The 19,220-nt window shown below is 67.1% G+C and carries 12 protein-coding genes; 8 read left to right on the top strand and 4 right to left on the bottom strand.

Annotated features, from left to right (window positions below; translation table 11 throughout):
- The first annotated feature begins 2 nt into the window (after positions 1-2).
- The 4 genes from BMW87_RS30180 to BMW87_RS30165 all read left to right on the top strand — a co-directional run bounded on the left by BMW87_RS30180 (position 3) and on the right by BMW87_RS30165 (position 8,875).
- Complete coding sequence (locus BMW87_RS30180) at positions 3-527, top strand: TRAP transporter small permease (RefSeq protein WP_256216979.1); 525 nt, start codon at positions 3-5, stop codon at positions 525-527.
- Positions 524-1,825, top strand: a complete 1,302-nt coding sequence (locus BMW87_RS30175; RefSeq protein WP_093081383.1) for a TRAP transporter large permease — start codon at positions 524-526, stop codon at positions 1,823-1,825. The genes BMW87_RS30180 and BMW87_RS30175 overlap by 4 nt, the downstream gene beginning before the upstream one ends.
- A complete protein-coding gene (locus BMW87_RS30170; RefSeq protein WP_093081380.1) occupies positions 1,825-2,247 on the top strand; it encodes an acyl-CoA thioesterase in 423 nt (140 codons plus the stop codon). The genes BMW87_RS30175 and BMW87_RS30170 overlap by 1 nt, the downstream gene beginning before the upstream one ends.
- Before the next feature lie 136 nt (positions 2,248-2,383).
- On the top strand, positions 2,384-8,875 hold the full coding sequence (locus tag BMW87_RS30165; protein ID WP_256216978.1) for an autotransporter outer membrane beta-barrel domain-containing protein: 6,492 nt from the start codon (positions 2,384-2,386) through the stop codon (positions 8,873-8,875).
- Here the strand turns inward: BMW87_RS30165 and BMW87_RS30160 are convergent.
- Positions 8,841-9,338, bottom strand: a complete 498-nt coding sequence (locus tag BMW87_RS30160) for a low molecular weight protein-tyrosine-phosphatase (RefSeq protein WP_093081377.1) — start codon at positions 9,336-9,338, stop codon at positions 8,841-8,843. The genes BMW87_RS30165 and BMW87_RS30160 overlap by 35 nt on opposite strands.
- Positions 9,339-10,159: 821 nt before the next feature.
- Between BMW87_RS30160 and BMW87_RS30155 the strand changes: the two genes are divergently transcribed.
- The 3 genes from BMW87_RS30155 (at position 10,160) to BMW87_RS30145 (ending at position 14,183) form a co-directional block, all read left to right on the top strand.
- A complete protein-coding gene (locus BMW87_RS30155) occupies positions 10,160-10,363 on the top strand; it encodes a hypothetical protein (RefSeq protein ID WP_093081375.1) in 204 nt (67 codons plus the stop codon).
- Between the two features lie 215 nt (positions 10,364-10,578).
- Positions 10,579-13,347, top strand: coding sequence for a magnesium-translocating P-type ATPase (mgtA, locus tag BMW87_RS30150; protein ID WP_093081372.1), 2,769 nt, complete (start codon positions 10,579-10,581; stop codon positions 13,345-13,347).
- A 119-nt stretch (positions 13,348-13,466) separates the two neighbouring features.
- Positions 13,467-14,183: an MgtC/SapB family protein gene (locus BMW87_RS30145; protein ID WP_093081370.1), complete on the top strand. Its 717-nt coding sequence runs from the start codon at positions 13,467-13,469 to the stop codon at positions 14,181-14,183.
- Between the two features lie 7 nt (positions 14,184-14,190).
- On the opposite strand, the gene BMW87_RS30140 is transcribed toward BMW87_RS30145, so the two are convergent.
- Entirely contained in the window at positions 14,191-15,633 is a 1,443-nt protein-coding gene (locus BMW87_RS30140; protein ID WP_093058857.1) for an NAD-dependent succinate-semialdehyde dehydrogenase, read from the bottom strand.
- A gap of 239 nt (positions 15,634-15,872) precedes the next feature.
- Between BMW87_RS30140 and BMW87_RS30135 the strand changes: the two genes are divergently transcribed.
- Positions 15,873-16,460: an LURP-one-related family protein gene (locus BMW87_RS30135; RefSeq protein ID WP_093058858.1), complete on the top strand. Its 588-nt coding sequence runs from the start codon at positions 15,873-15,875 to the stop codon at positions 16,458-16,460.
- Between the two features lie 6 nt (positions 16,461-16,466).
- On the opposite strand, the gene BMW87_RS30130 is transcribed toward BMW87_RS30135, so the two are convergent.
- The gene (locus BMW87_RS30130) at positions 16,467-17,807 is read right to left on the bottom strand and encodes a glycerate kinase type-2 family protein (RefSeq protein WP_093081367.1); all 1,341 of its coding nucleotides are present in this window, start codon (positions 17,805-17,807) and stop codon (positions 16,467-16,469) included.
- Between the two features lie 77 nt (positions 17,808-17,884).
- A complete protein-coding gene (locus BMW87_RS30125; RefSeq protein ID WP_093058860.1) occupies positions 17,885-19,090 on the bottom strand; it encodes a urate hydroxylase PuuD in 1,206 nt (401 codons plus the stop codon).
- Positions 19,091-19,220 lie beyond the last annotated feature (130 nt).

Genomic DNA, 19,220 nt, shown 5'->3' with positions numbered 1-19,220 from the left:
CGATGGCTACACGGTCCGCCAGCTATATGGACCGCGCGATCAACACGATCGAATGGCTCGCCGCCATCTTCGTGGGGATCGTCGCGCTCAACATCTTCGTGGCCGTGGTGCTGCGCAAGTTCTTCGACACCTCGATACCCGACGCATACGATTTCGGCCGCATGCTGCTGGGCATCCTGATCTTCTGGGGCATCGCGGCCACCAGCTACCGCGGCGGCCACATCACGGTCGACCTCGTGTGGACGGCGGCGGGCCCGCGCATGAAGCGCGTGATCGACGTGTTCGCCACGCTGGTGCTGTTGTTCGTGGTGGCGGTGCAGACCGCCATGCTGTTCGACAAGGTGCGCGGCACCTACGTCGACAACGTGCAGACCTACGACCTCAACATTCCGACCTGGCCCTTCTACGCGGTGGCCTGGGCCGGCGACGTGTGCGCGGTGCTGCTGATCGCCATCCGCACCTACAGGCTGATCTTCCACCCCGAGCAGCTCGAAGAAATCCACCCCGAACAGAAGGCTGATGAATGAGCCCCGATGCAGTTGCCATCCTGGGCTTCGTCGCCCTCTTCGTTTTGATGTTGTTGCGCGTGCCGGTCGGCATGGCGATGGGGCTGGTCGGCGTGGTGGGCTACAGCTACCTCGTCGGGCCCGGTCCCGCGCTGAAGCTGGTGGGCCAGACCTCCATGCGCACCGTGACCGACTACACCTTTGGCGTGATCCCCATGTTCATGCTGATGGGTGCGCTGGTATCGGTGTCGGGTGTGAGCCGTGAACTCTTCAAGGCTGCGAACTCGATGATCGGCCACCTGCGCGGCGGGCTCGGCGTGGCCACCGTGGTGGCGTGCGGCGGCTTCGCGGCGATCTGCGGCTCGTCGGTAGCCACGGCCGCCACGTTCTCAGCGGTGGCGTATCCGGAGATGCGGCGCTTCAACTATCCGCCGTCGTTTTCCACCGGCGTGATTGCCGCGGGCGGCACGCTGGGCGCGATCTTGCCGCCATCGACCGTGCTGGCGGTGTACGCCATCCTCACGCAGCAGGACATCGGCAAGCTCTTCATGGCGGGCATCGTGCCCGGCATCCTCGCGATGGCGATGTACGTGATGACCATCGCGATCATCGTGAAACTGCGGCCCGCCTGGCTGCCCGGCGGCGAGATCAAGCCGTGGTCGGAGCGCCTGAAGGATTTGAAGAACGTGTGGGCGCCGCTGGTGCTGTTCGTGTTCGTCATCGGCGGGCTCTACGGCGGCTTCTTCACGCCGACAGAGGCAGGCGGCGTGGGCGCGAGCGGCGCGTTCATCCTCGGGCTGGTGCGGCGCAAGCTCGACGGCCCGAAGATCCGCGAGGCACTGCTGTCGGCCACGCGCACGGCTGCGGCGGTGTTCACGGTGCTGATTGGCGCGCTGCTGTTCGGGTACTTCCTCACCATCACGCAAAGCCCGCAGAAGCTCACCGAATTTCTCACCGGCCTGGGCATCGGCCGCTACGGCGTGCTCGCGCTCATCATGCTGATGTACCTGGTGCTGGGCTGCCTGATGGATGCGATGGCGATGATCATCCTGACCGTGCCCATCATCTATCCGGTGATCGTGCACCTGGGCTTCGACCCCATCTGGTTCGGCGTGATCATCGTGATGACGGTGGAGCTGGGGCTCATCCATCCACCGGTGGGGATGAACGTGTTCGTCATCAAGAGCGTGGTGAAGGACGTGAGCTTCACCACCATCTTCAAGGGCGTGCTGCCGTTCATCGTGACCGACATCGTGCGGCTGGTGATCCTGATCGCCTTCCCCATCATTGCCTTGTGGCTGCCGACGAGAATGGGCTGATGAGCACCATCAACAAAGAAATCGTCTACACCGCACGCGTCGAATTCGGCGATTGCGACCCCGCCGGCATCGTCTGGTTTCCCAATTTCTTCCGCTGGATCGATGCGGCATCGCGGCACTTCTTTGCCGAGTGCGGCGTGCCGCGCTGGGAGGAAACAGCCAAGACGCTGGGCGTGATCGGCACGCCGCTGGTCGACACGCACACGCGCTTCGTGAAGGCCGCGAGCTATGGGGACACGCTGCAGATTGCGGTGCGCATCACCGAGTGGCGCGACAAGAGTTTCGTGCAGACCTACCGCGTGACGCGCGGCGAAGACCTGATCCTCGAATGCGAAGAGGTGCGGATCTTCGCCGCGAAACGCGAGGGCGGCGGCATCCGCGCGGTGCCGATTCCGCCGGACATTCGCGCACTCTGCGCGTAGCGCCGGCCAGCGCCGCCGGTTAATTCCTTGGACCTCATTCGCCGCGGCTTCGCGCTCCGTGAAGCCTTTCAGTACCCTTTCATTTCACACGCCTCGATACAAATAATCGCAGCCATTACAAGGCTGGAGGCGAGCCGTGAACCATGTCTACCGTGTCATCTTTGATCATCGGTCGGGGGAGTTCCGGGTCGCATCGGAACTGACGAAGCGCAGTGGCTCAGGAAGGACAAGAGGCAGCACCGGTGCTGTATGCCACAGCGTGCTCCCTGCCCTCGCGGTGCTGGCGGCGCTGCAGTTTCACAGCGGCGAAGCGGCGGCGGCATGCACACCCGCAGCCCCCATCGACAACGACACGGTGAGTTGCACCGGCGTGCCGATCACGCTGCCGCCGAACCCGAACAGTTTTCTCAGCAACGCGAACGGCCTCGCCGTGACGGTGCAGGCGGGCGGCATCATGAGCACGCTGCCCGGCGGCACCGCGATGGCCCTGAGCGGCAACAACATCACGCTCAACAACCTGGGCGCCATCGATGCGAATGCGGCGGGGTCCCTCGTGCTCGCGCGGGCCCTGACCATCGGCAACCTGATCGCGCCCACCAGCAGCAACGTCACGGTGAACAACTCGGGCTTGCTCGAAGGCACCTTCGACGGCACCTTCGGCCTGCTCGGCACGGCGGCAGTCATCGCCAACGCCGGAACCACGACGTTCAACAACAGCGGCTCGATCGGCGTGAGCGTGCTGGGCGCTTTCGATCCGGTCAACTCGATCGCGGTCGCCGTCTACGGCGGCGGCAACGTCAACTTCACGAACACCGGAACGATCACGGGCCGCGTAGCTTTCGAGAGCCCCACCACTGGCGGCAACACCTTCGTCAACGCGGGCACCATCAACGGCAGCGTCTCGCTGGGCACCACAGTCAGCAACGACACCTTCGTGGCGGTGACCGGGTCGTCGATCGGCAATCCACTGATACCGCTGCCTGCCGTGGCCATTCCCACGCTCACCCTCCCACCGGGCCTGCTCACATTCGCCGCCACGGGCACGGTCGATGCGGGCGTCGGCGGAAGCGACACGCTCGTGCTGCAGAACACCATCGCCGGGCCCGGCTCCGGCACGGGCGGCACCGGCAACATCTCGGGCCTGCAGTACCTCAACTTCGAGAACCTGACCGTCAACAGCGGCACGTGGACGCTCACCGGCGCGGTGGTGAGCGGCGCCACCACGCTCAACGGCGGCCTCTCGGTCTTCGACAACCCACTGGCCTTCGGCACCGGCGCGCTGACGGCCAACGGCGGCGCCATCGAGGCGTCGCTCCCGGGCCTGGCGCTGGCGCAGAACGTCAACCTGACAGGCGGCCTGATCGTGCAGGGCGCCAACGGCCTGACGCTCGGCGGCACGATCAGCGGCGCGGGCGGGCTGATCAAGAACGGGGCCGGCACCCTGACGCTGTCCGGCAGCAACAACTTCAGCGGCGGGCTGGCGCTCAATGCGGGCGGGCTCACGCTGGGCTCGGCCAGCTCGCTCGGCACCGGCCTGTTCCTGGTCGGTGGTCCGGCCACGCTGAACACCGCTTTCACGGGCACGCTCACCAACCCGGTGCAGCTCAATGGCGCCCTGTCGCTCAACGGCGCAGGCGCCCTGACTCTGGGCGGCAACATTGCCGGTGCCGGCAGCCTGACGCTCAATAGCGGCGCCCTGGCGCTGACGGGCAGCAACAACTACGGCGGCGGCACCGTGCTGCAGGCCGGCTCGATCGACCTCGGCAACAGTTCCGCGCTCGGCTCGGGCGCGCTGACCGTCAATGGCGCCGGTTCGCTGACCGGTGTGGCCGGCGTAACGATCGGCAACGCTGTCGTGCTCAACAACACACTGAACTTCGGCGCGGGTGGCGGAGGCGGTGCGCTGACGCTCAACGGCACGATCAGTGGCGCGGGCGGCATGAGCCTGGCCGGTGCGCCGGGACTCACGCTCAACGGCGCGAACAACTTCGCCGGCGGCTTCAACCTGGGCGGCGGCGCGCTCACCGTCGGCAACAACCTCGCGCTGGGCACGGGGGCGGTCACGGTCAGCGGTGCCGGCTCGCTCACGGCCGGCGCGGCCGTGAGCCTTGCCAACAACTTCAACCTCAATGCCGGCCTGACCATCGGCAGCGGCAGCGACCTGGCTCTCAACGGCGCCCTCGGCGGCCTCGGCGGCCTCATCAAGACCGGTGCCGCCAAGCTCTCGCTGGGCGGCGCGAGCACTTTCTCCGGCGGCGTGAACCTGCAGGCCGGCAGCCTGGGCATCGGCACGAACACGTCGCTGGGCCTGGGCGCGCTGACGGTCAACGGCGCCGCGACGCTCGATGCGAGTGCGAACGTGAGCGTGGGCAACGCGGTCGTTCTCAACGCGGGCCTGACAGTGGGCGGCGCCAACAACATCGCCCTCGGCGGGCTGGTGTCGGGCATCGGCGCGCTGGGCTACAACGGCACGGCGACGCTGGGCCTCAATGGCGCCAACGTCGGCCTTCTGGGCGGCGTCAACCTGGCCAGCGGCACGCTCAGCGTGGGCAACAACCTCGCGCTGGGCACAGGTGGGCTCGGTGTCAGCGGCAGCGCGAACCTGAACGCGGGCATACCCGGCATTACCCTGGGCAACAACGTCACGCTGAACGGCGGCGCCACGCTGGGCCTGGGTGGCGCGAATGCGCTCACGCTGGGCGGCGTCATCGGCGGTGCGGGCGCGCTCGCGGTCAACGGCACTGCCGCCGTCACGCTGGGGGGCGCCAACAACTTCGGCGGCGGCGTGACGCTGGCCGGCGGCCAGCTCGCGCTGGGCACCAGCACCTCGCTGGGCACCGGCACGCTCGGCGTGACGGGCAACGCCACGCTGTCGAGCACGGGCGGTGCACTCGCGCTGACCAACGCCGTCACGCTCGGAGCAGGCGCGGGGCTCACCGTGGGCGGTGCAGCAGACCTCACGCTCGACGGCACGGTGAGCGGTGCCGGCTCGCTCATCAAGAACGGCACCGGCACGCTGGCACTCAACAACGCCAACAATTTCGGCGGCGGCGTCACCCTGCAGGCGGGCACGCTCAGCGTCGGCAACAACACAGCCCTGGGTACCGGCGCGCTGACGGTGGCCAGCACCGCGATGCTCAGCGCCAGCACCGACGTGGCGCTGGCGAACGACGTCGTGCTCAACGACAACCTGGGTGTCGCGGGCGCCAGGAACATCACGCTCGGCGGCACGGTCAGCGGCGCCGGGGGAATCTCGATGGGCAGCACCGGCACGCTGGCGCTGAACAACGCCAACACCTACTCCGGGCCGACCGTGGTCGCCAGCGGCACGCTGCAGGTGGGCAACGCGACCGGCAGCGCCACCGGGAGCGGCGCGGTCACGATGCAGAACGGCTCCACGCTGTCGGGCAATGGCCGCATCGGTGGCGATGTCACGCTCAACAACACTGCCGTGCTGGCACCGGGCACCCCCGGCGCGATGGGCATGCTCACCATCGGCGGCAGCCTGTCGCTTGCCAACGGCAGCGTGTTCGACTACCAGTTCGGCACGCCCGGCGCCAACTTCGCCACGCCCGGCCAGAGCGACAGCGTGAGCGTGGGCGGCAACCTCCTCATCGCGGGCAACACCACCATCAACGTGACGGACACCGGCGGCTTCGGCCCCGGTGTGTACCGGCTCGTGGACTACGGCGGCGCGCTCACGGGCGGCGGCACGCTGACGCTGGGCGGTGTGCCCGGCGGCGCCACGGTGGTCCTGCAGAACCTCAGCGCCGACAAGCGCTTCACGCTCGTCAACAGCACGGGCATGACGCTGGACTTCTGGAATGCCAATGGCCTGGCCAGTCCGACGCAGTCGGGCGGCGGCACCGGCACTTGGTCGACCACTTCGCCGGTGTGGACCGATGCGGTAGGCAACATCTCGCTGCCGATGCAGCCGCAGCCGGGTTTCGCGATCTTCACCGGCGCGCCGGGCACCGTGACGGTGGACAACACCGGCGGCGCGGTACAGGCCACCGGCCTGCAGTTCGCGAGCAACGGCTACACGCTGACCGGCGACGCGCTGACGCTGCTGGGCGCAGGGGGCGGCGCGAAGGCAGAGATCCGCGTCGGCGACGGCGGCGCGGGCTCGGCCGGCTTCACCGCCACGCTGAACAACACGGTCGCGGGCACGGCCGGCATCGCCAAGACCGGCGACGGCACGCTGGTTCTCGGCGGCACCAACACCTACACCGGCGGCACCGCGGTGCAGGGCGGCACGCTGTCCGTTTCCGCCGATGTGAACCTCGGCGCGGCCGCCGGCAATGTGACGCTGGACGGCGGGCGCCTGCAGGTGACGGGCACCGCGTTCACCGGTACCGCGCGCAACCTGGACATCGACGCGGCGGGCGGCGGCATCGAGATCGTCGATCCGGGTCTGGACTTCACCGCCAGCGGCGCGCTCGGCGGCAGCGGCGGCCTGGTCAAGTCGGGCGCAGGCACGCTGACGCTCGCAGGCACCAGCACCCTCACGGGCGCCACCACCGTCGCGGCCGGCACGCTGCGCTTCGGCGCGCCGGACCTGCTGAATCCCACCGCGCCGATCGCACTGGCCAACACGGCGGGCGCAACGCTGGACCTGAACGGTTTCAACCAGACCATCGGCTCGCTGTCCGGCGGCGGCACGGCCGGCGGCGAACTCCAGCTCGGCAGCGCAACGCTCACGACCGGCGGCGACAACACCAGCACCACCTTCGGCGGCACGCTCAGCGGCAGCGGCGACCTGGTCAAGCAAGGCACGGGCACCTTCACGCTGACCGGCGCGAACAGCTATGCGGGCGGCACATCGCTCACACAGGGCCGCATCGACGTGGGCGCCAATGCGGCACTGGGCACGGGCGCGCTTGCGATGTCCGGCGGCACCACGCTCGGTCTTGCGGCCGATGGCCTGACGGTCGCCAACAACGTGACGCTCGCCGCCGGCGGCGGCGGCGCGGTGGTCGACACCGGTGCCTTCAACGGCACGCTCACGGGCGCCGTCAGCGGCGGCGGCGCGCTCGTCAAGGAGGGCAGCGGCACGCTGACGCTGGCCGGCACCGCTAACACCTACACCGGTGCAACGCAGGTGGACGCGGGCACGCTGCGCGCAGGCGCGGCCAATGCGTTGAGCCCTGCCTCCGCCACCAGCGTGTCCGCGGGTGCGACGCTCGACCTGGCCGGCTTCAGCCAGACGGTGGCCGCGCTGGCCAACAGCGGCACGGTCTCGCTGGCCGGCGCCGCGCCGGGCACCACGCTCACCGTCACTGGGCCCTACACGGGCAACAACGGCATCCTGCAACTGGGCGCGGTGCTCAATGCCACCGGCCCCTCGGACCGCCTGGTGCTCGACGGCGCCGGCGCGACCGCGAGCGGGCGCACCACGGTGCAGATCATCAACCTCGGCGGACTGGGCGCGCTGACGACGGGCAACGGCATCGAGGTGATCAGCGCCCTGAACGGCGCGACCACCACCGCACAGACCACCAGGGACGCCTTCTCGCTGGCCGGCGGCCACGTGGACGCTGGCGCCTACGAGTACCGGCTGTACCCGGCGGATGCCAGCGGCAGCGGCGAGAACTGGTACCTGCGCTCCACCACCGGCGGCCTTCCTGGAGCACCGGGCGGGCCGGGCGGGATCGGCGGGTTGCCTACCTACCGCATCGAAGTGCCGCTGTATGCCGCGCTGGCGCAACAGCTGCGCCAAGGCAACCTCGAGATGCTGGGCAACCTGCACCTGCGCGGCGGCGACGACACGCGGCTCGCCACCGACGGCGCCAGCGCTCGCGGTCGCCGCGCCTGGGGCCGCCTGATCAGCGCCGACATCGACGCGAGCCAGCGCGGCACTGCGAACGCGCAGAGCAAGGGTCGCCTCCACGGCTTCCAGGCCGGTACCGACCTGTGGGCCGACACCCGCTGGAACGTGGGCGTCTACGTCGGCCAGCTCGAAGGCAATATCCGCGTGAACGGCTTCGCGCGCGGCATCCAGGGGCTGGACGTGGGTTCCAACGACCTGCGCAGCCGCTACCTCGGCGCCTACGCCACCTGGCACGGCGACGAGGGCTGGTACGCCGATACCGTGCTGCAGGCCGGCCAGCACCGCTACAACGTGCAGCCGTTCGCGACCTTCGGCAGCTCGGGCAAGGGCAAGAGCCTGCTGGCCTCCATCGAGGTGGGCAAGGCCTTCGGCATCGGCAGCGGCTGGATCGTGGAACCGCAGCTGCAGCTCATTCACCAGCGCCTGCGCATGGACGACACGGGCATCTCCGGCGCCGCGGTGACACAGGACCCGCATGACGGCCTCATCGTGCGCGCAGGCGTGCGCATCAAGGGCGAGCTCGCCACCGGCGCCGGGACGCTGCAGCCATATGGGCGCATCAACGTGTTCCACGCCTCCGGCGGTGCCGACGTGACGCAGTTCCTGAACTTCGGCGGCGGCACGGCCATCCGCAGCGAAACGGGCTCGACCAGCACCGAAGTGGCCGGTGGCGTGACGCTCGCTCTCGGCGAGCGCGCCTCGCTCTACGGGGAGCTGGGCAAGCTGTGGGCCTCGGGCGGCACGGCGCGCTTGAAGAGCTCGATCAACGCGTCGCTGGGTGTGCGGGTGCGCTGGTAGCAAGCGCGGCCAGCCTCGTCAGCAGGCCATCGACGCCAAGATCGATCAGGTCGAAGACTTCGACAAAAGCCTGTTGCCCGCCATACCAGGGGTCGGGCACATCGCCTTCGACGCACTCGGCGAATTCGGTGAACAGGTGCACCTTGTGGGCCGTGCCTGCGGGCGCAAGCCGGCGCAGCGCGGCGCAGTGCTGGGCAGTCATGCCGATGATCAGGTCGAAACGTTCGAAGTCGGCCTTGCGGACCTGCCGCGCGGAATGGGCGTGCATCTCGATGCCGCGGCGTTTGGCCTCGGCCACGGAGCGTGGATCGGGCGGATTGCCGCTCTCTTCGTCGGAGACGGCTGCACTGTCGACTTCGACGTGGAAACCCACTGCGCGGGCCTTGTGCATCAACAGGACGTGGGCTGTGGGGGAGCGGCAGATGTTGCCGGTGCAAATAAACAGAATTGCCAGTTTCTTCATATGCGACAACGGCTGGATGATTTCGCGGGCTGATGGATGCGGTAGAGAGGCTACAATGCGACCTCGCTCAATGATCCTGAGCACTGCCTGGCCAGGCAAGCTGAATCTCACACCAGCGCGTCGAAGTCACTACGACGAGAAAAACAATAATGACTTCATGCAAAAGAATTTGCCGTAGCGTGGACCGCGTAAGAGTTCACGACCACATTCCCAAAGCCCGCTTCGAGCGGGCTTTTTCACGCCCGAGCGATCTGGTCTGATGGTCCTGCAGACCGTGAAAGGTGACAGCAGTCGGCATCGAGGCACTTCCCTGAGCGGTTTTATTCCTCCCTCGCCTCTACCAGCGCCGTCTGCTGTCGAAGCCAGTGTGCTCAAGCGAAGTGAATTCAGCATGAAGTCAGCGCGGGTGTTCTGTGAAGTGAGGGCGCGCAGTTTGCACGACCGTCTCAGGTGCCCGCACAAGCGGGACGTAACCGCAACAGTGAGGCGATAACTACCATGCTGGCATCGAGGGACATGGCCAAAAGGGTTGACGCTGTTCGTGCCGCAGTGCAACAATCCTGCATCTTCATTTCGGAGCCCCGTGCGTGGACAGTGCCAGTTGGATCAGTGACAAGACGCGTGCCTCGGCAGGCGTGACACACCCGGCTCTCTAGCGCAGGCTTCTCCCGCGCTGCGTGCCGGTGTGCACACAGCGTGGCCCTCTTGCCTCATCGGCAAGCGGTTCCCCTCCTCCCGATTCCCGTCGTTTCGTCGCTGACTTTTTCAGTCAGCTTGCGTGCGTCCGTGCACGAGGCCCTTCACTGCGAAGGAGCCTTGTCATGCGTCACTTTCATCTTCGTCGTCAGCCGCACGAACAGCAGCAGCGCGTTCGCCCGTCGGCGCACGCGCCTGTCCGCGACCCTGCGGCAGTTGACGCCGCGCCCGTCGTCGATGCCTCGCTCGACCAGGCCGCGGCGCTCTGGACAACGCGCCGAATCCGCAGCTTCCTGGTGCTCCAGCCCGCCTGCGCGCCTCGCCGCTGAGCCGCGCTCCGAGCCCTTCCTTCAACCTGCAAGCAACCCGGGAGCACACGATGGACCCAGCCTCTCATTTGCGCCGTAGCGCGCCCCCTTCGCTTCGATCGATTGCACCAACAACAACGCGGCCCGCCGCCGCGCTTCGCAAAGGGTTGCTCCTGGCTGATTGATGCCCGGAGGTTCTCCCTGGGCGGGCGGCGGCCGCCCCGAAGGAGAACCCCATGAAAAACGTCCTGAAGTCTTTCTTCGAAAGCTTCCTGCGCAGCCGCCACATGCTGCATCACTTCGAGCGCTGGCAGACGCTGCTGGGCTCGAAGCCCGTCGGCACCGGCTCCTCCGTCAGCATGCCGCCCGACATCGCGAAGGCACTGGGCGCCGCCTCGCGCACCGATGCCGGCGAGATGCTGCTCAAGCTCAACAGTTCGCCGCGCGGCCTCAGCGAAGGCCATGCGCAAGTGCTGCGCAAGCGCCTCGGCAGCAACGAGGTTCGCCACGAGCAGCCGCTGCCCTGGTGGCAGCACCTGTGGCAGTGCTACCGCAATCCGTTCAACCTGCTGCTGACGGTGCTGGCGCTGGTCTCCTATGTCACCGAGGACATGAAGGCCACGCTCGTGATCGGCAGCATGGTGGTGCTGTCGACGGTGCTGCGCTTCCTGCAGGAGTCGCGCTCCAACAAGGCGGCCGACCGGCTCAAGGCCATGGTGAGCAACACCTCCACCGTGCTGCGGCCCGCGCCGGGCTACAAGGCGGGTGCCGCTGGCGACGAGGGCTTCGACACCACGCACGCCGGTACGGTGCGCGTCGAAGTGCCGATGCGCGACCTGGTGCCGGGCGAGGTGATCGCGCTGTCGGCCGGCGACATGATCCCGGCCGATTGCCGACTGCTCACCGCCAAGGACCTGTTCATCAGCCAGTCCGCGCTGACGGGCGAGGCCATGCCGGTGGAAAAATTCGTCGTCGATCGCGGCGACCACGCGGCGGGCGTGCTCGAACGCGAGAACCTGCTCTTCATGGGCACCAACGTGATCAGCGGCACCGCCACCGCGCTCATCGTGCACACGGGCGATCGCACATTCTTCGGTGCGCTGGCGCAACGCGTGACAGCCACTGATCGCGGCACCAGCGCGTTCCAGGCGGGCATCAACCGCGTGAGCTGGGTGCTGATCCGTTTCATGCTGGTGATGGCGCCGCTGGTGCTGGTGATCAATGGCGTTGCCAAGGGCGACTGGTGGGAGGCGGCGCTGTTCGCGCTGTCTATCGCGGTCGGCCTCACGCCAGAGATGCTGCCGATGATCGTGACGGCCACGCTGGCGAAAGGCGCGGTCGTGATGTCGCGCCAGAAGGTGATCGTGAAGCGGCTCGAAGCCATCCACAACTTCGGCGCCATGGACGTGCTGTGCACCGACAAGACCGGCACCCTGACGCAGGATCGCATCGTGCTCGAGCGCCACACCAACGCCTGGGGCGAAGGCTCGGACCACGTGTTGCAGCTGGCCTACCTCAACAGCTTTCACCAGACGGGTCTGAAAAACCTGCTCGACAAAGCCGTGCTGAGCCATGCCGAGCTGCAACTCGAAACGCGTCTGCAGACGGCCTATCGCAAGATCGACGAAGTGCCCTTCGATTTCTCGCGCCGGCGCATGTCGGTGGTAGTGGCCAATGGCGGCAGCGAGCACCTGCTGATCTGCAAGGGTGCGCTGGAAGAGATTCTGTCGGTATGCACCTCGGTCGAGCGTGGCGCTGAAGTGCTGGCGCTCGATGCGGAGGTGTTGGCGCGCATCCATCGCGTGGCGTCGGAGCTCAATGCCCAGGGCCTGCGTGTGGTGGCCGTGGCCAGCCGTTCGCTGAAGACCGAGGCACGGAAGCCGGCCTACGGCGTGGCCGATGAGTCAGGGCTCACGCTGCTGGGCTACGTCGCCTTCCTGGACCCTCCGAAGGAATCCACCGCGCCCGCATTGCGCGCGCTGGCCGAGCACGGCGTGGCCGTGAAGGTGCTGACGGGCGACAACGAACTGGTCACGCGCAAGGTCTGCGCCGACGTGGGCCTGGAAGTCGGCCGCATCGTGCTCGGCCGAGAGATCGAGGACATGGCCGATGCCGACCTGCGCCTGGTGGTCGAAGCGCACCAGGTGTTCGCCAAGCTCACGCCTGCCCACAAGGAGCGCATCGTGCACGCGCTGCATGCCAATGGCCATGTGGTGGGCTTCATGGGCGACGGCATCAACGACGCGCCCGCGCTGCGCGCCGCGGACATCGGCATCTCGGTGGACGGCGCGGTGGACGTGGCCAAGGAGTCGGCCGACATCATCCTGCTGGAGAAGAGCCTGATGGTGCTGGAGCAAGGCGTGATCCAGGGGCGCCGCACTTTTGCGAACATGCTCAAGTACATCAAGCTCACTGCCAGTTCGAACTTCGGCAATGTGTTCTCGGTGCTGGTGGCGAGTGCGTTCCTTCCGTTCCTGCCGATGCTGCCGCTGCACCTGCTGGTGCAGAACCTGCTGTACGACGTGTCGCAGATCGCGATTCCGTTCGACAACGTGGACGAGGAGTTCCTCAAGAGCCCGCAGCGCTGGAACCCGGCGGACCTGGGGCGCTTCATGGTGTTCTTCGGCCCGCTGAGCTCGGTGTTCGACATCCTCACGTTCGCAGTGATGTGGTTCGTCTTCGCGGCCAACACGGTGGGCCACCAGACGCTGTTCCAGTCGGGATGGTTCGTCGAGGGCCTGCTGTCGCAGACGCTGATCGTGCATCTGATCCGCACGCGCAAGATTCCTTTCCTGCAAAGCCGCGCGGCATGGCCGCTGCTGATCATGGGTGCGGCGATTGCGGCGGTGGGCATCTGGCTGCCGATGGGGCCGCTGGCGCACTACTTCAAGCTGCAGGCGCTGCCGTTGATGTACTTCCCCTGGCTTGTCGCCATGCTGGTCGGCTATGCAGTGCTGACGCAGGCGGTGAAGGGGTGGTATGCGCGGCGGTATGGGTGGCAGTGAGATGAATGCTCGCCGATCAACTAGTGCCCCGAGCAACTCGCCAACAAGGTTTCATCCTGGCGACGTCAAATATGCCCTGGCTCCCGATGCGGGGCCTACCGACAAGAAAGAACCTTTCGATGCAAGCCATCCAGAACATCAACCTGCTCTCGCTGCTCGACACTTTCATCAGCGTCGCGGCCGCGTTCGTCCTCGGCTCGCTGATCGGCCTCGAGCGGCAGATACGGCAGCGCACCGCGGGCCTGCGCACCAACACGCTGGTGGCCGTGGGTGCGGCGGTGTTCGTCGATATGGCCAATCGGCTGCACGGCCAGGACGGGGCTGTGCACGTGGTGGCCTACGTGGTCTCGGGCATCGGGTTCCTGGGCGCGGGCGCGATCATGAAGGAAGGCGCCAACATCACGGGCCTGAACACGGCGGCCACGCTGTGGGGGTCGGCGGCGGTGGGCGCCTGCGCGGGTGCCGATCTGCTGGGCGAGGCGATGATCGCCGCGCTGTTCGTGCTGGCCAGCAACACGCTGCTGCGGCCGGTGGTCAATCGGATCAACCGCCGCCCGATCAGCGAAGAATCGAGCGAGGCGACCTATGCAGTGCGCGTGATCTGCTCGCGCGCGGCGCGGCCCGAGGTAATGGACCAGTTGCTGCTGCTCCTGGAAGCCGCGAACTACCCGGTGCGCGACGTCGACCAGCACGCCTTCGGGCCGGCCGACACGGAAATCGAAGCGACGCTGTACGCTACCGCAGTCGAGCCGCTGGAGCTCGACCAGGTGATTGCCGAGCTCGAAGCGCTCGACGGCGTACAGCAGGCGTTCTGGAACGCCTCCGCCGAAGACTAAGCGCCGATCAAACGCCGAGGATCGAAACGGCCTTGGTGTTCAGGTAGGCCTCGAGCGCTTCGGGGCCGCCTTCCGAACCGTAGCCCGAATCCTTCACACCGCCGAACGGCATTTCGGGCGACGGCGTGGCGGGCTGGTTGATCCACAGCATGCCCAGTTCAAGCTTCTGGCTCAGCAGGTGCGCGTTCTTGATCGACTTGGTGAAGGCATAGCCGGCCAGGCCGAAGGGCAGGCGGTTGGCTTCTGCAATCGCTTCTTCGAGCTTGTCGAAGCCGCGGATGGCGGCGATGGGGCCGAAGGGTTCGTTGTTGAACACGTCGGCGTCCAGCGGCACGTCGGTCAGCACGGTGGGGGCGAAAAAGTTGCCGGTGTCGCCCACGCGTTCGCCGCCGGCCGCCACGGTGGCGCCCTTCTTGCGCGCGTCTTCCAGCACATGGGCCATTGCGGTGAGGCGACGCGCGTTGGCCAGCGGGCCGATGGTCGTGCCTTCGGCGAGGCCATCGCCGAGCTTCAGGCCTTCGGTGTACTTGACCAGCGTGCGGGCGAATTCTTCGCGCAGGCTGTTGTGCACCAGGAAGCGGGTCGGCGAGATGCAGACCTGGCCCGCATTGCGGAACTTGGCCGCGCCCGCTGCCTTGACGGCCAGCGCCACGTCGGCGTCTTCGGCCACGATCACCGGAGCGTGACCGCCCAGTTCCATCGTCACGCGCTTCATGTGCGAACCGGCCAGCGCGGCAAGCTGCTTGCCGACCGGGGTCGAGCCGGTGAAGGTGACCTTGCGGATGATCGGGTGGGCGATCAGGTAGTTCGAGATTTCAGCGGGGTTGCCGAACACCAGGCCCACGGTGCCGGGCGGAATGCCTGCATCGACAAAAGCCTGCAGCAGCGCAGCGGGCGATGCCGGGGTTTCTTCAGGGGCCTTCACCAGGAACGAGCAGCCGGTGGCCAGTGCGGCGCCGAGCTTGCGCACGATCTGGTTGATCGGGAAGTTCCACGGCGTGAACGCGGCGACGGGGCCCAGCGGCTCCTTCAGCACGAGCTGCTGTGCGGCCAGGTTGCGCGAGGGCACGATGCGGCCGTAGACGCGGCGGCCTTCGTCGGCGAACCATTCGATGATGTCAGCGGCAGCCAGCGTTTCGCCCTTGGCTTCGGCCAGCGGCTTGCCCTGCTCTTGCGTCAGGAGCTTGGCGATTTCGGGGGCGCGTTCGCGGATGAGGCCGGCGGCGCGGCGCATGACGGCGGCGCGCTCGTTGGCAGGGGTATTGCGCCAGGTCTCGAAACCGCGTTGTGCGGCGGCCAGGGCGCGGTCGAGGTCGGCGATGCTGGCGTGAGCCACCTTGCCGATGGCCTTGCCGGTGGCGGGATTCACTACGTCCAGCGTCTTGCCGCCGGTGGCGTCGACCCATTCGTTGTCGATCAGCAGGCGGGTGTCGGTGTAGGTGGCGGTCATGGCGAACTTTCCTTCGGGGACTGGATGATGAAAAGAAGAATGGGGAATTCTGGAGGTGCTGTGCGGCTCTGCACCCGAAAGGATGCGCCGGCTTCAACGGCAGCCACAGGCCGCCGGGGGCATAGATTAACCCGAGTTCACAAACCTCGCCCGCCGGCGGTCACGGGCGAGGAACGGGGTCGTCATGCGCGCCGAACATAATCCCCGTCACACAAACACACAGAGGACGAGGGAAATCCATGCACGCAGCGCTGCGCAACAACCTGTTTTTCATCAAGGAACACGTCGGCATCTTCAAGGCCGCCAACAACTACGACATCTTCGACCCGAATTCGCAACAGAAAATTCTGGAGTGCCGTGAGCCGAACCTCGGCTTCTTCAGCAAGCTGCTGCGCTTCACCGACTACAAGCGCTTCACGCCATTCGACGTGGTGGTGTCGACGCCCGAAGGGCAGAAGGTGCTGTCGGTCAAGCGCGGCGTGTCCATCTTCCTTTCGAAGGTGCAGGTGCTCGACGGCAACGACCAGGTCGTCGGTTCGTTCAAGCAGAAGCTCTTTTCCATCGGCGGCAAGTTCGACGTGCTCGACGCACAGGAGCGGGTCGCCTGCACGCTCAAGGGCAAGTGGACCAGCTGGGATTTCCGCTTCGTACAGGGCAGCACCGAGTTCGCCGCCGTGTCCAAGAAATGGGCGGGGCTGGGCAAGGAGCTCTTCACCACCGCCGACAACTACATGCTGTCGATCGACCCGGGCGTGCCGGCCAACGATGCCCGCCGCCTGCTGATCGTGGCGGCGGTGATGTGCATCGACATGGTGCTGAAGGAGTAAAGCTCCTTACAGCACCAGCAGCGCGCGGAAGTCGTTGACGTTGGTGTGGGTCGGGCCGGTCACGAACAGATCGCCGATGGCGTCGAAGTAGCCATAGGCGTCATTGCGGTCGAGGTGGTCCGACAGCTTCTTCCCGGCAGCGGTGGCGCGCGCCAGCGTGTCGGGCGTGACGAAGGCGCCCGCGTTGTCTTCCACACCGTCGATGCCGTCGGTGTCGGCGGCCAGCGCCCACACCTGTGGCTGGCCCATGAGCGCACCGGCCAGCCCCATGCAGAACTCGCCGGCCCGCCCGCCGCGGCCTTTGGCCTGGCCCGGCTGGCGTGGGCGGATCGTCACCGTGGTCTCGCCGCCCGAAAGAATCACGCAGGGCCGCGCGAACGGCTCGCCGCGGTGCGCCACGGCGCGCGCCAGCGCAGCGTGCACCTTGCCGACTTCGCGCGATTCGCCTTCCATTTCGTCGCTGAGGATGTGCGCCTCGATGCCGGCCTCGCGCGCAGCCTTGGCCGCCGCTTCGAGCGACTGCTGCGGCGTGGCGATCATGTGCGTCTCGTGGCCCTTGAACACGGCGTCGTGCGGCTTGGGCGTTTCGAGTTCACCGCTTTCGAGTTGCGCGCGCACCGGCGCCGGCACTTCGATGCCATAGCGGTCGAGGATGGCGAGCGCATTGGCGCAGGTGGTGGCGTCGGGCACCGTCGGGCCGCTGGCGATGACGGCTGCGTCGTCGCCTGGCACGTCGCTGATCGTCAGCGTCACCACGCGGGCCGGCGCGCATGCCGCCGCCAGCCGGCCACCCTTGATGCGCGACAGGTGCTTGCGCACGCAGTTCATCTCGCCGATGCCTGCGCCGCTTTCGAGCAGTTGCTTGTTGATGCGCTGCTTGTCGGCCAACGTCAGGCCTTCAGCCGGCAACACCAGCAGCGACGAGCCACCACCCGAGATCAGGCACAGCACAAGGTCGTCGGCCGTGAGGCCCTGCGTCAGCGCGAGGATGCGCTCGGCGGCCTGCTGGCCTGCGGCGTCGGGCACGGGGTGTGCGGCCTCGACGATCTCGATGCGCTGCGGCACGCCTTCGGGCCGCGGCGGAATGTGGTCGTAACGCGTGACGACAAGCCCCGACAGCGGCGCATCGGCCGGCCACAGGGCCTCGAGCGCCTGCACCATCGAGCCGCCGGCCTTGCCTGCGCCCAGCACCAGCGTACGGCCCTTGGGCGGCGGCGGCAGATGGGCGCCCAGCGTGGACAGCGGCAGCGCGCGGTCCACCGCCACACGGTAGAGATGTTCGAGGAAGGCGCGCGGGGCTTCGCGCGGATCGGGAGCGGGGCCGAAGGCGGGGTTCGATGCGGTCATTGCTGCTTTGTCTCCAATCCGGCGATTGTGCTGCGGACCGTGACCCGCCCTCTTGCCGCCGGTCAACTTCTGTCTGTCTAGTTGGTCTTTGCGCCAGCCTGGAACCAGCGGCTGATGAGGGCCCGCTCTTCGTCGGTGATGCCCGTGGCGTTGTTCATCGGCATGATCTTCGTGACCACCACCTGCTGGTAGATCGCCTGTGAATGCGCGGCCACTTGCTCCGGCGAATCGACGCGCACGTTCTTCATCTGAACGGCCGCGCCGTGGCACATGAAGCAGCGCTGTTCGAGCACCTTCTGCACGTCCTTGAACGGCACGGCAGGCGCAGCGGCAGCCACCGCGGGCGCCGCCACGGGTTCAGGCTTCATCCAGACGATGGTCAGGCCCAGCACCACGATGCCGACCAGCGCATAGGGCAGCGGGTTGCCCGCATTGCCCAGCTTGAAGCGGTGCCGCACCACGAAGAACTGGCGAATGGCCGCACCGCCGAGCATGATCAGCAGCAGCACGATCCAGTTGTACTTGTGCGTGTACGTAAAGCTGTAGTGGTTGCTCAGCATCGCGAACAGCACCGGCAGCGTGAAGTAGGTGTTGTGCACGCTGCGCTGCTTGCCGCGCTGGCCGTGCACCGGGTCCACCGGCTTGCCTTCGCGCAGCGCCGCCACGTTCTTGCGCTGGCCGGGGATGATCCAGAAGAACACGTTGCCGCTCATGGTCGTGGCCATCATGGCGCCCACCAGCAAGAAGGCCGCGCGGCCCGCGAACCACTGGCAGGCCAGCCAGGTCGCGAAGGCGATGAAGATGGCGATCAGCACGCCGACGATGGTGTCGCCGTGCTTGCGCCGGCCGAAGATCTGGCAGATGCCGTCGTACACCATCCAGAACACCACGAAGAAGGCCAGCGCCACGGCAATGGCGGCGCCGGGCTGCCAGTCCATCTTCGACTTGTCGATGAGGTACGTGCTCGCGTTCCACAGGTACGACATGGTGAAGAGCGTGAAACCCGTGATCCAGGTCGAATAACTCTCCCAGTACGACCAGTGCAAGTGGTCCGGCAGCTTCTTGGGCGCCAGCGCGTACTTCTGCATGTTGTAGAAGCCGCCGCCGTGCACGGCCCATTGCTCGCCGCCCACGCCCTTGTCGAGCGATTCCTGGTCCTGCGGCTTCTCGAGGCTGTTGTCCAGCATCACGAAGTAGAAGGAGGCGCCGATCCAGGCGATGGCGGTGATGACGTGGACCCAGCGCAGCAGCAGGTTGGCCCAGTCGAGGTAATAACTTTCCATATGCTTCTCTCTCAACCCGATTGGCGCGTGGGGGCACCAAGGAGGGGTTTCAGCCTGCTCACCACCGCGGGCGCTGTAAGCAGAGAAAGTGCCGCGAACGCAGGCTCCATGAAAAAATGGGCCTCGCTCC

Origin of the sequence: Variovorax sp. OV084, from assembly GCF_900111625.1 — a bacterium.
Classification (GTDB): domain Bacteria; phylum Pseudomonadota; class Gammaproteobacteria; order Burkholderiales; family Burkholderiaceae_C; genus Variovorax.
Note: the sequence above shows the minus strand (reverse complement) of the source record. Positions and strands in the feature narration are given on the sequence as shown.

Bases quoted from the DNA above. Each gene is read 5' to 3' on its own strand.
- BMW87_RS30140 (WP_093058857.1), bottom strand. From the start codon at position 15,633: ATGACCGCCACCTACACCGACACCCGCCTGCTGATCGACAACGAATGG.
- BMW87_RS30170 (WP_093081380.1), top strand. From the start codon at position 1,825: ATGAGCACCATCAACAAAGAAATCGTCTACACCGCACGCGTCGAATTC.
- BMW87_RS30125 (WP_093058860.1), bottom strand. From the start codon at position 19,090: ATGGAAAGTTATTACCTCGACTGGGCCAACCTGCTGCTGCGCTGGGTC.
- BMW87_RS30180 (WP_256216979.1), top strand. From the start codon at position 3: ATGGCTACACGGTCCGCCAGCTATATGGACCGCGCGATCAACACGATC.
- BMW87_RS30155 (WP_093081375.1), top strand. From the start codon at position 10,160: ATGCGTCACTTTCATCTTCGTCGTCAGCCGCACGAACAGCAGCAGCGC.
- BMW87_RS30130 (WP_093081367.1), bottom strand. From the start codon at position 17,807: ATGACCGCATCGAACCCCGCCTTCGGCCCCGCTCCCGATCCGCGCGAA.
- BMW87_RS30145 (WP_093081370.1), top strand. From the start codon at position 13,467: ATGCAAGCCATCCAGAACATCAACCTGCTCTCGCTGCTCGACACTTTC.
- BMW87_RS30175 (WP_093081383.1), top strand. From the start codon at position 524: ATGAGCCCCGATGCAGTTGCCATCCTGGGCTTCGTCGCCCTCTTCGTT.
- BMW87_RS30135 (WP_093058858.1), top strand. From the start codon at position 15,873: ATGCACGCAGCGCTGCGCAACAACCTGTTTTTCATCAAGGAACACGTC.
- BMW87_RS30160 (WP_093081377.1), bottom strand. From the start codon at position 9,338: ATGAAGAAACTGGCAATTCTGTTTATTTGCACCGGCAACATCTGCCGC.
- mgtA (WP_093081372.1), top strand. From the start codon at position 10,579: ATGAAAAACGTCCTGAAGTCTTTCTTCGAAAGCTTCCTGCGCAGCCGC.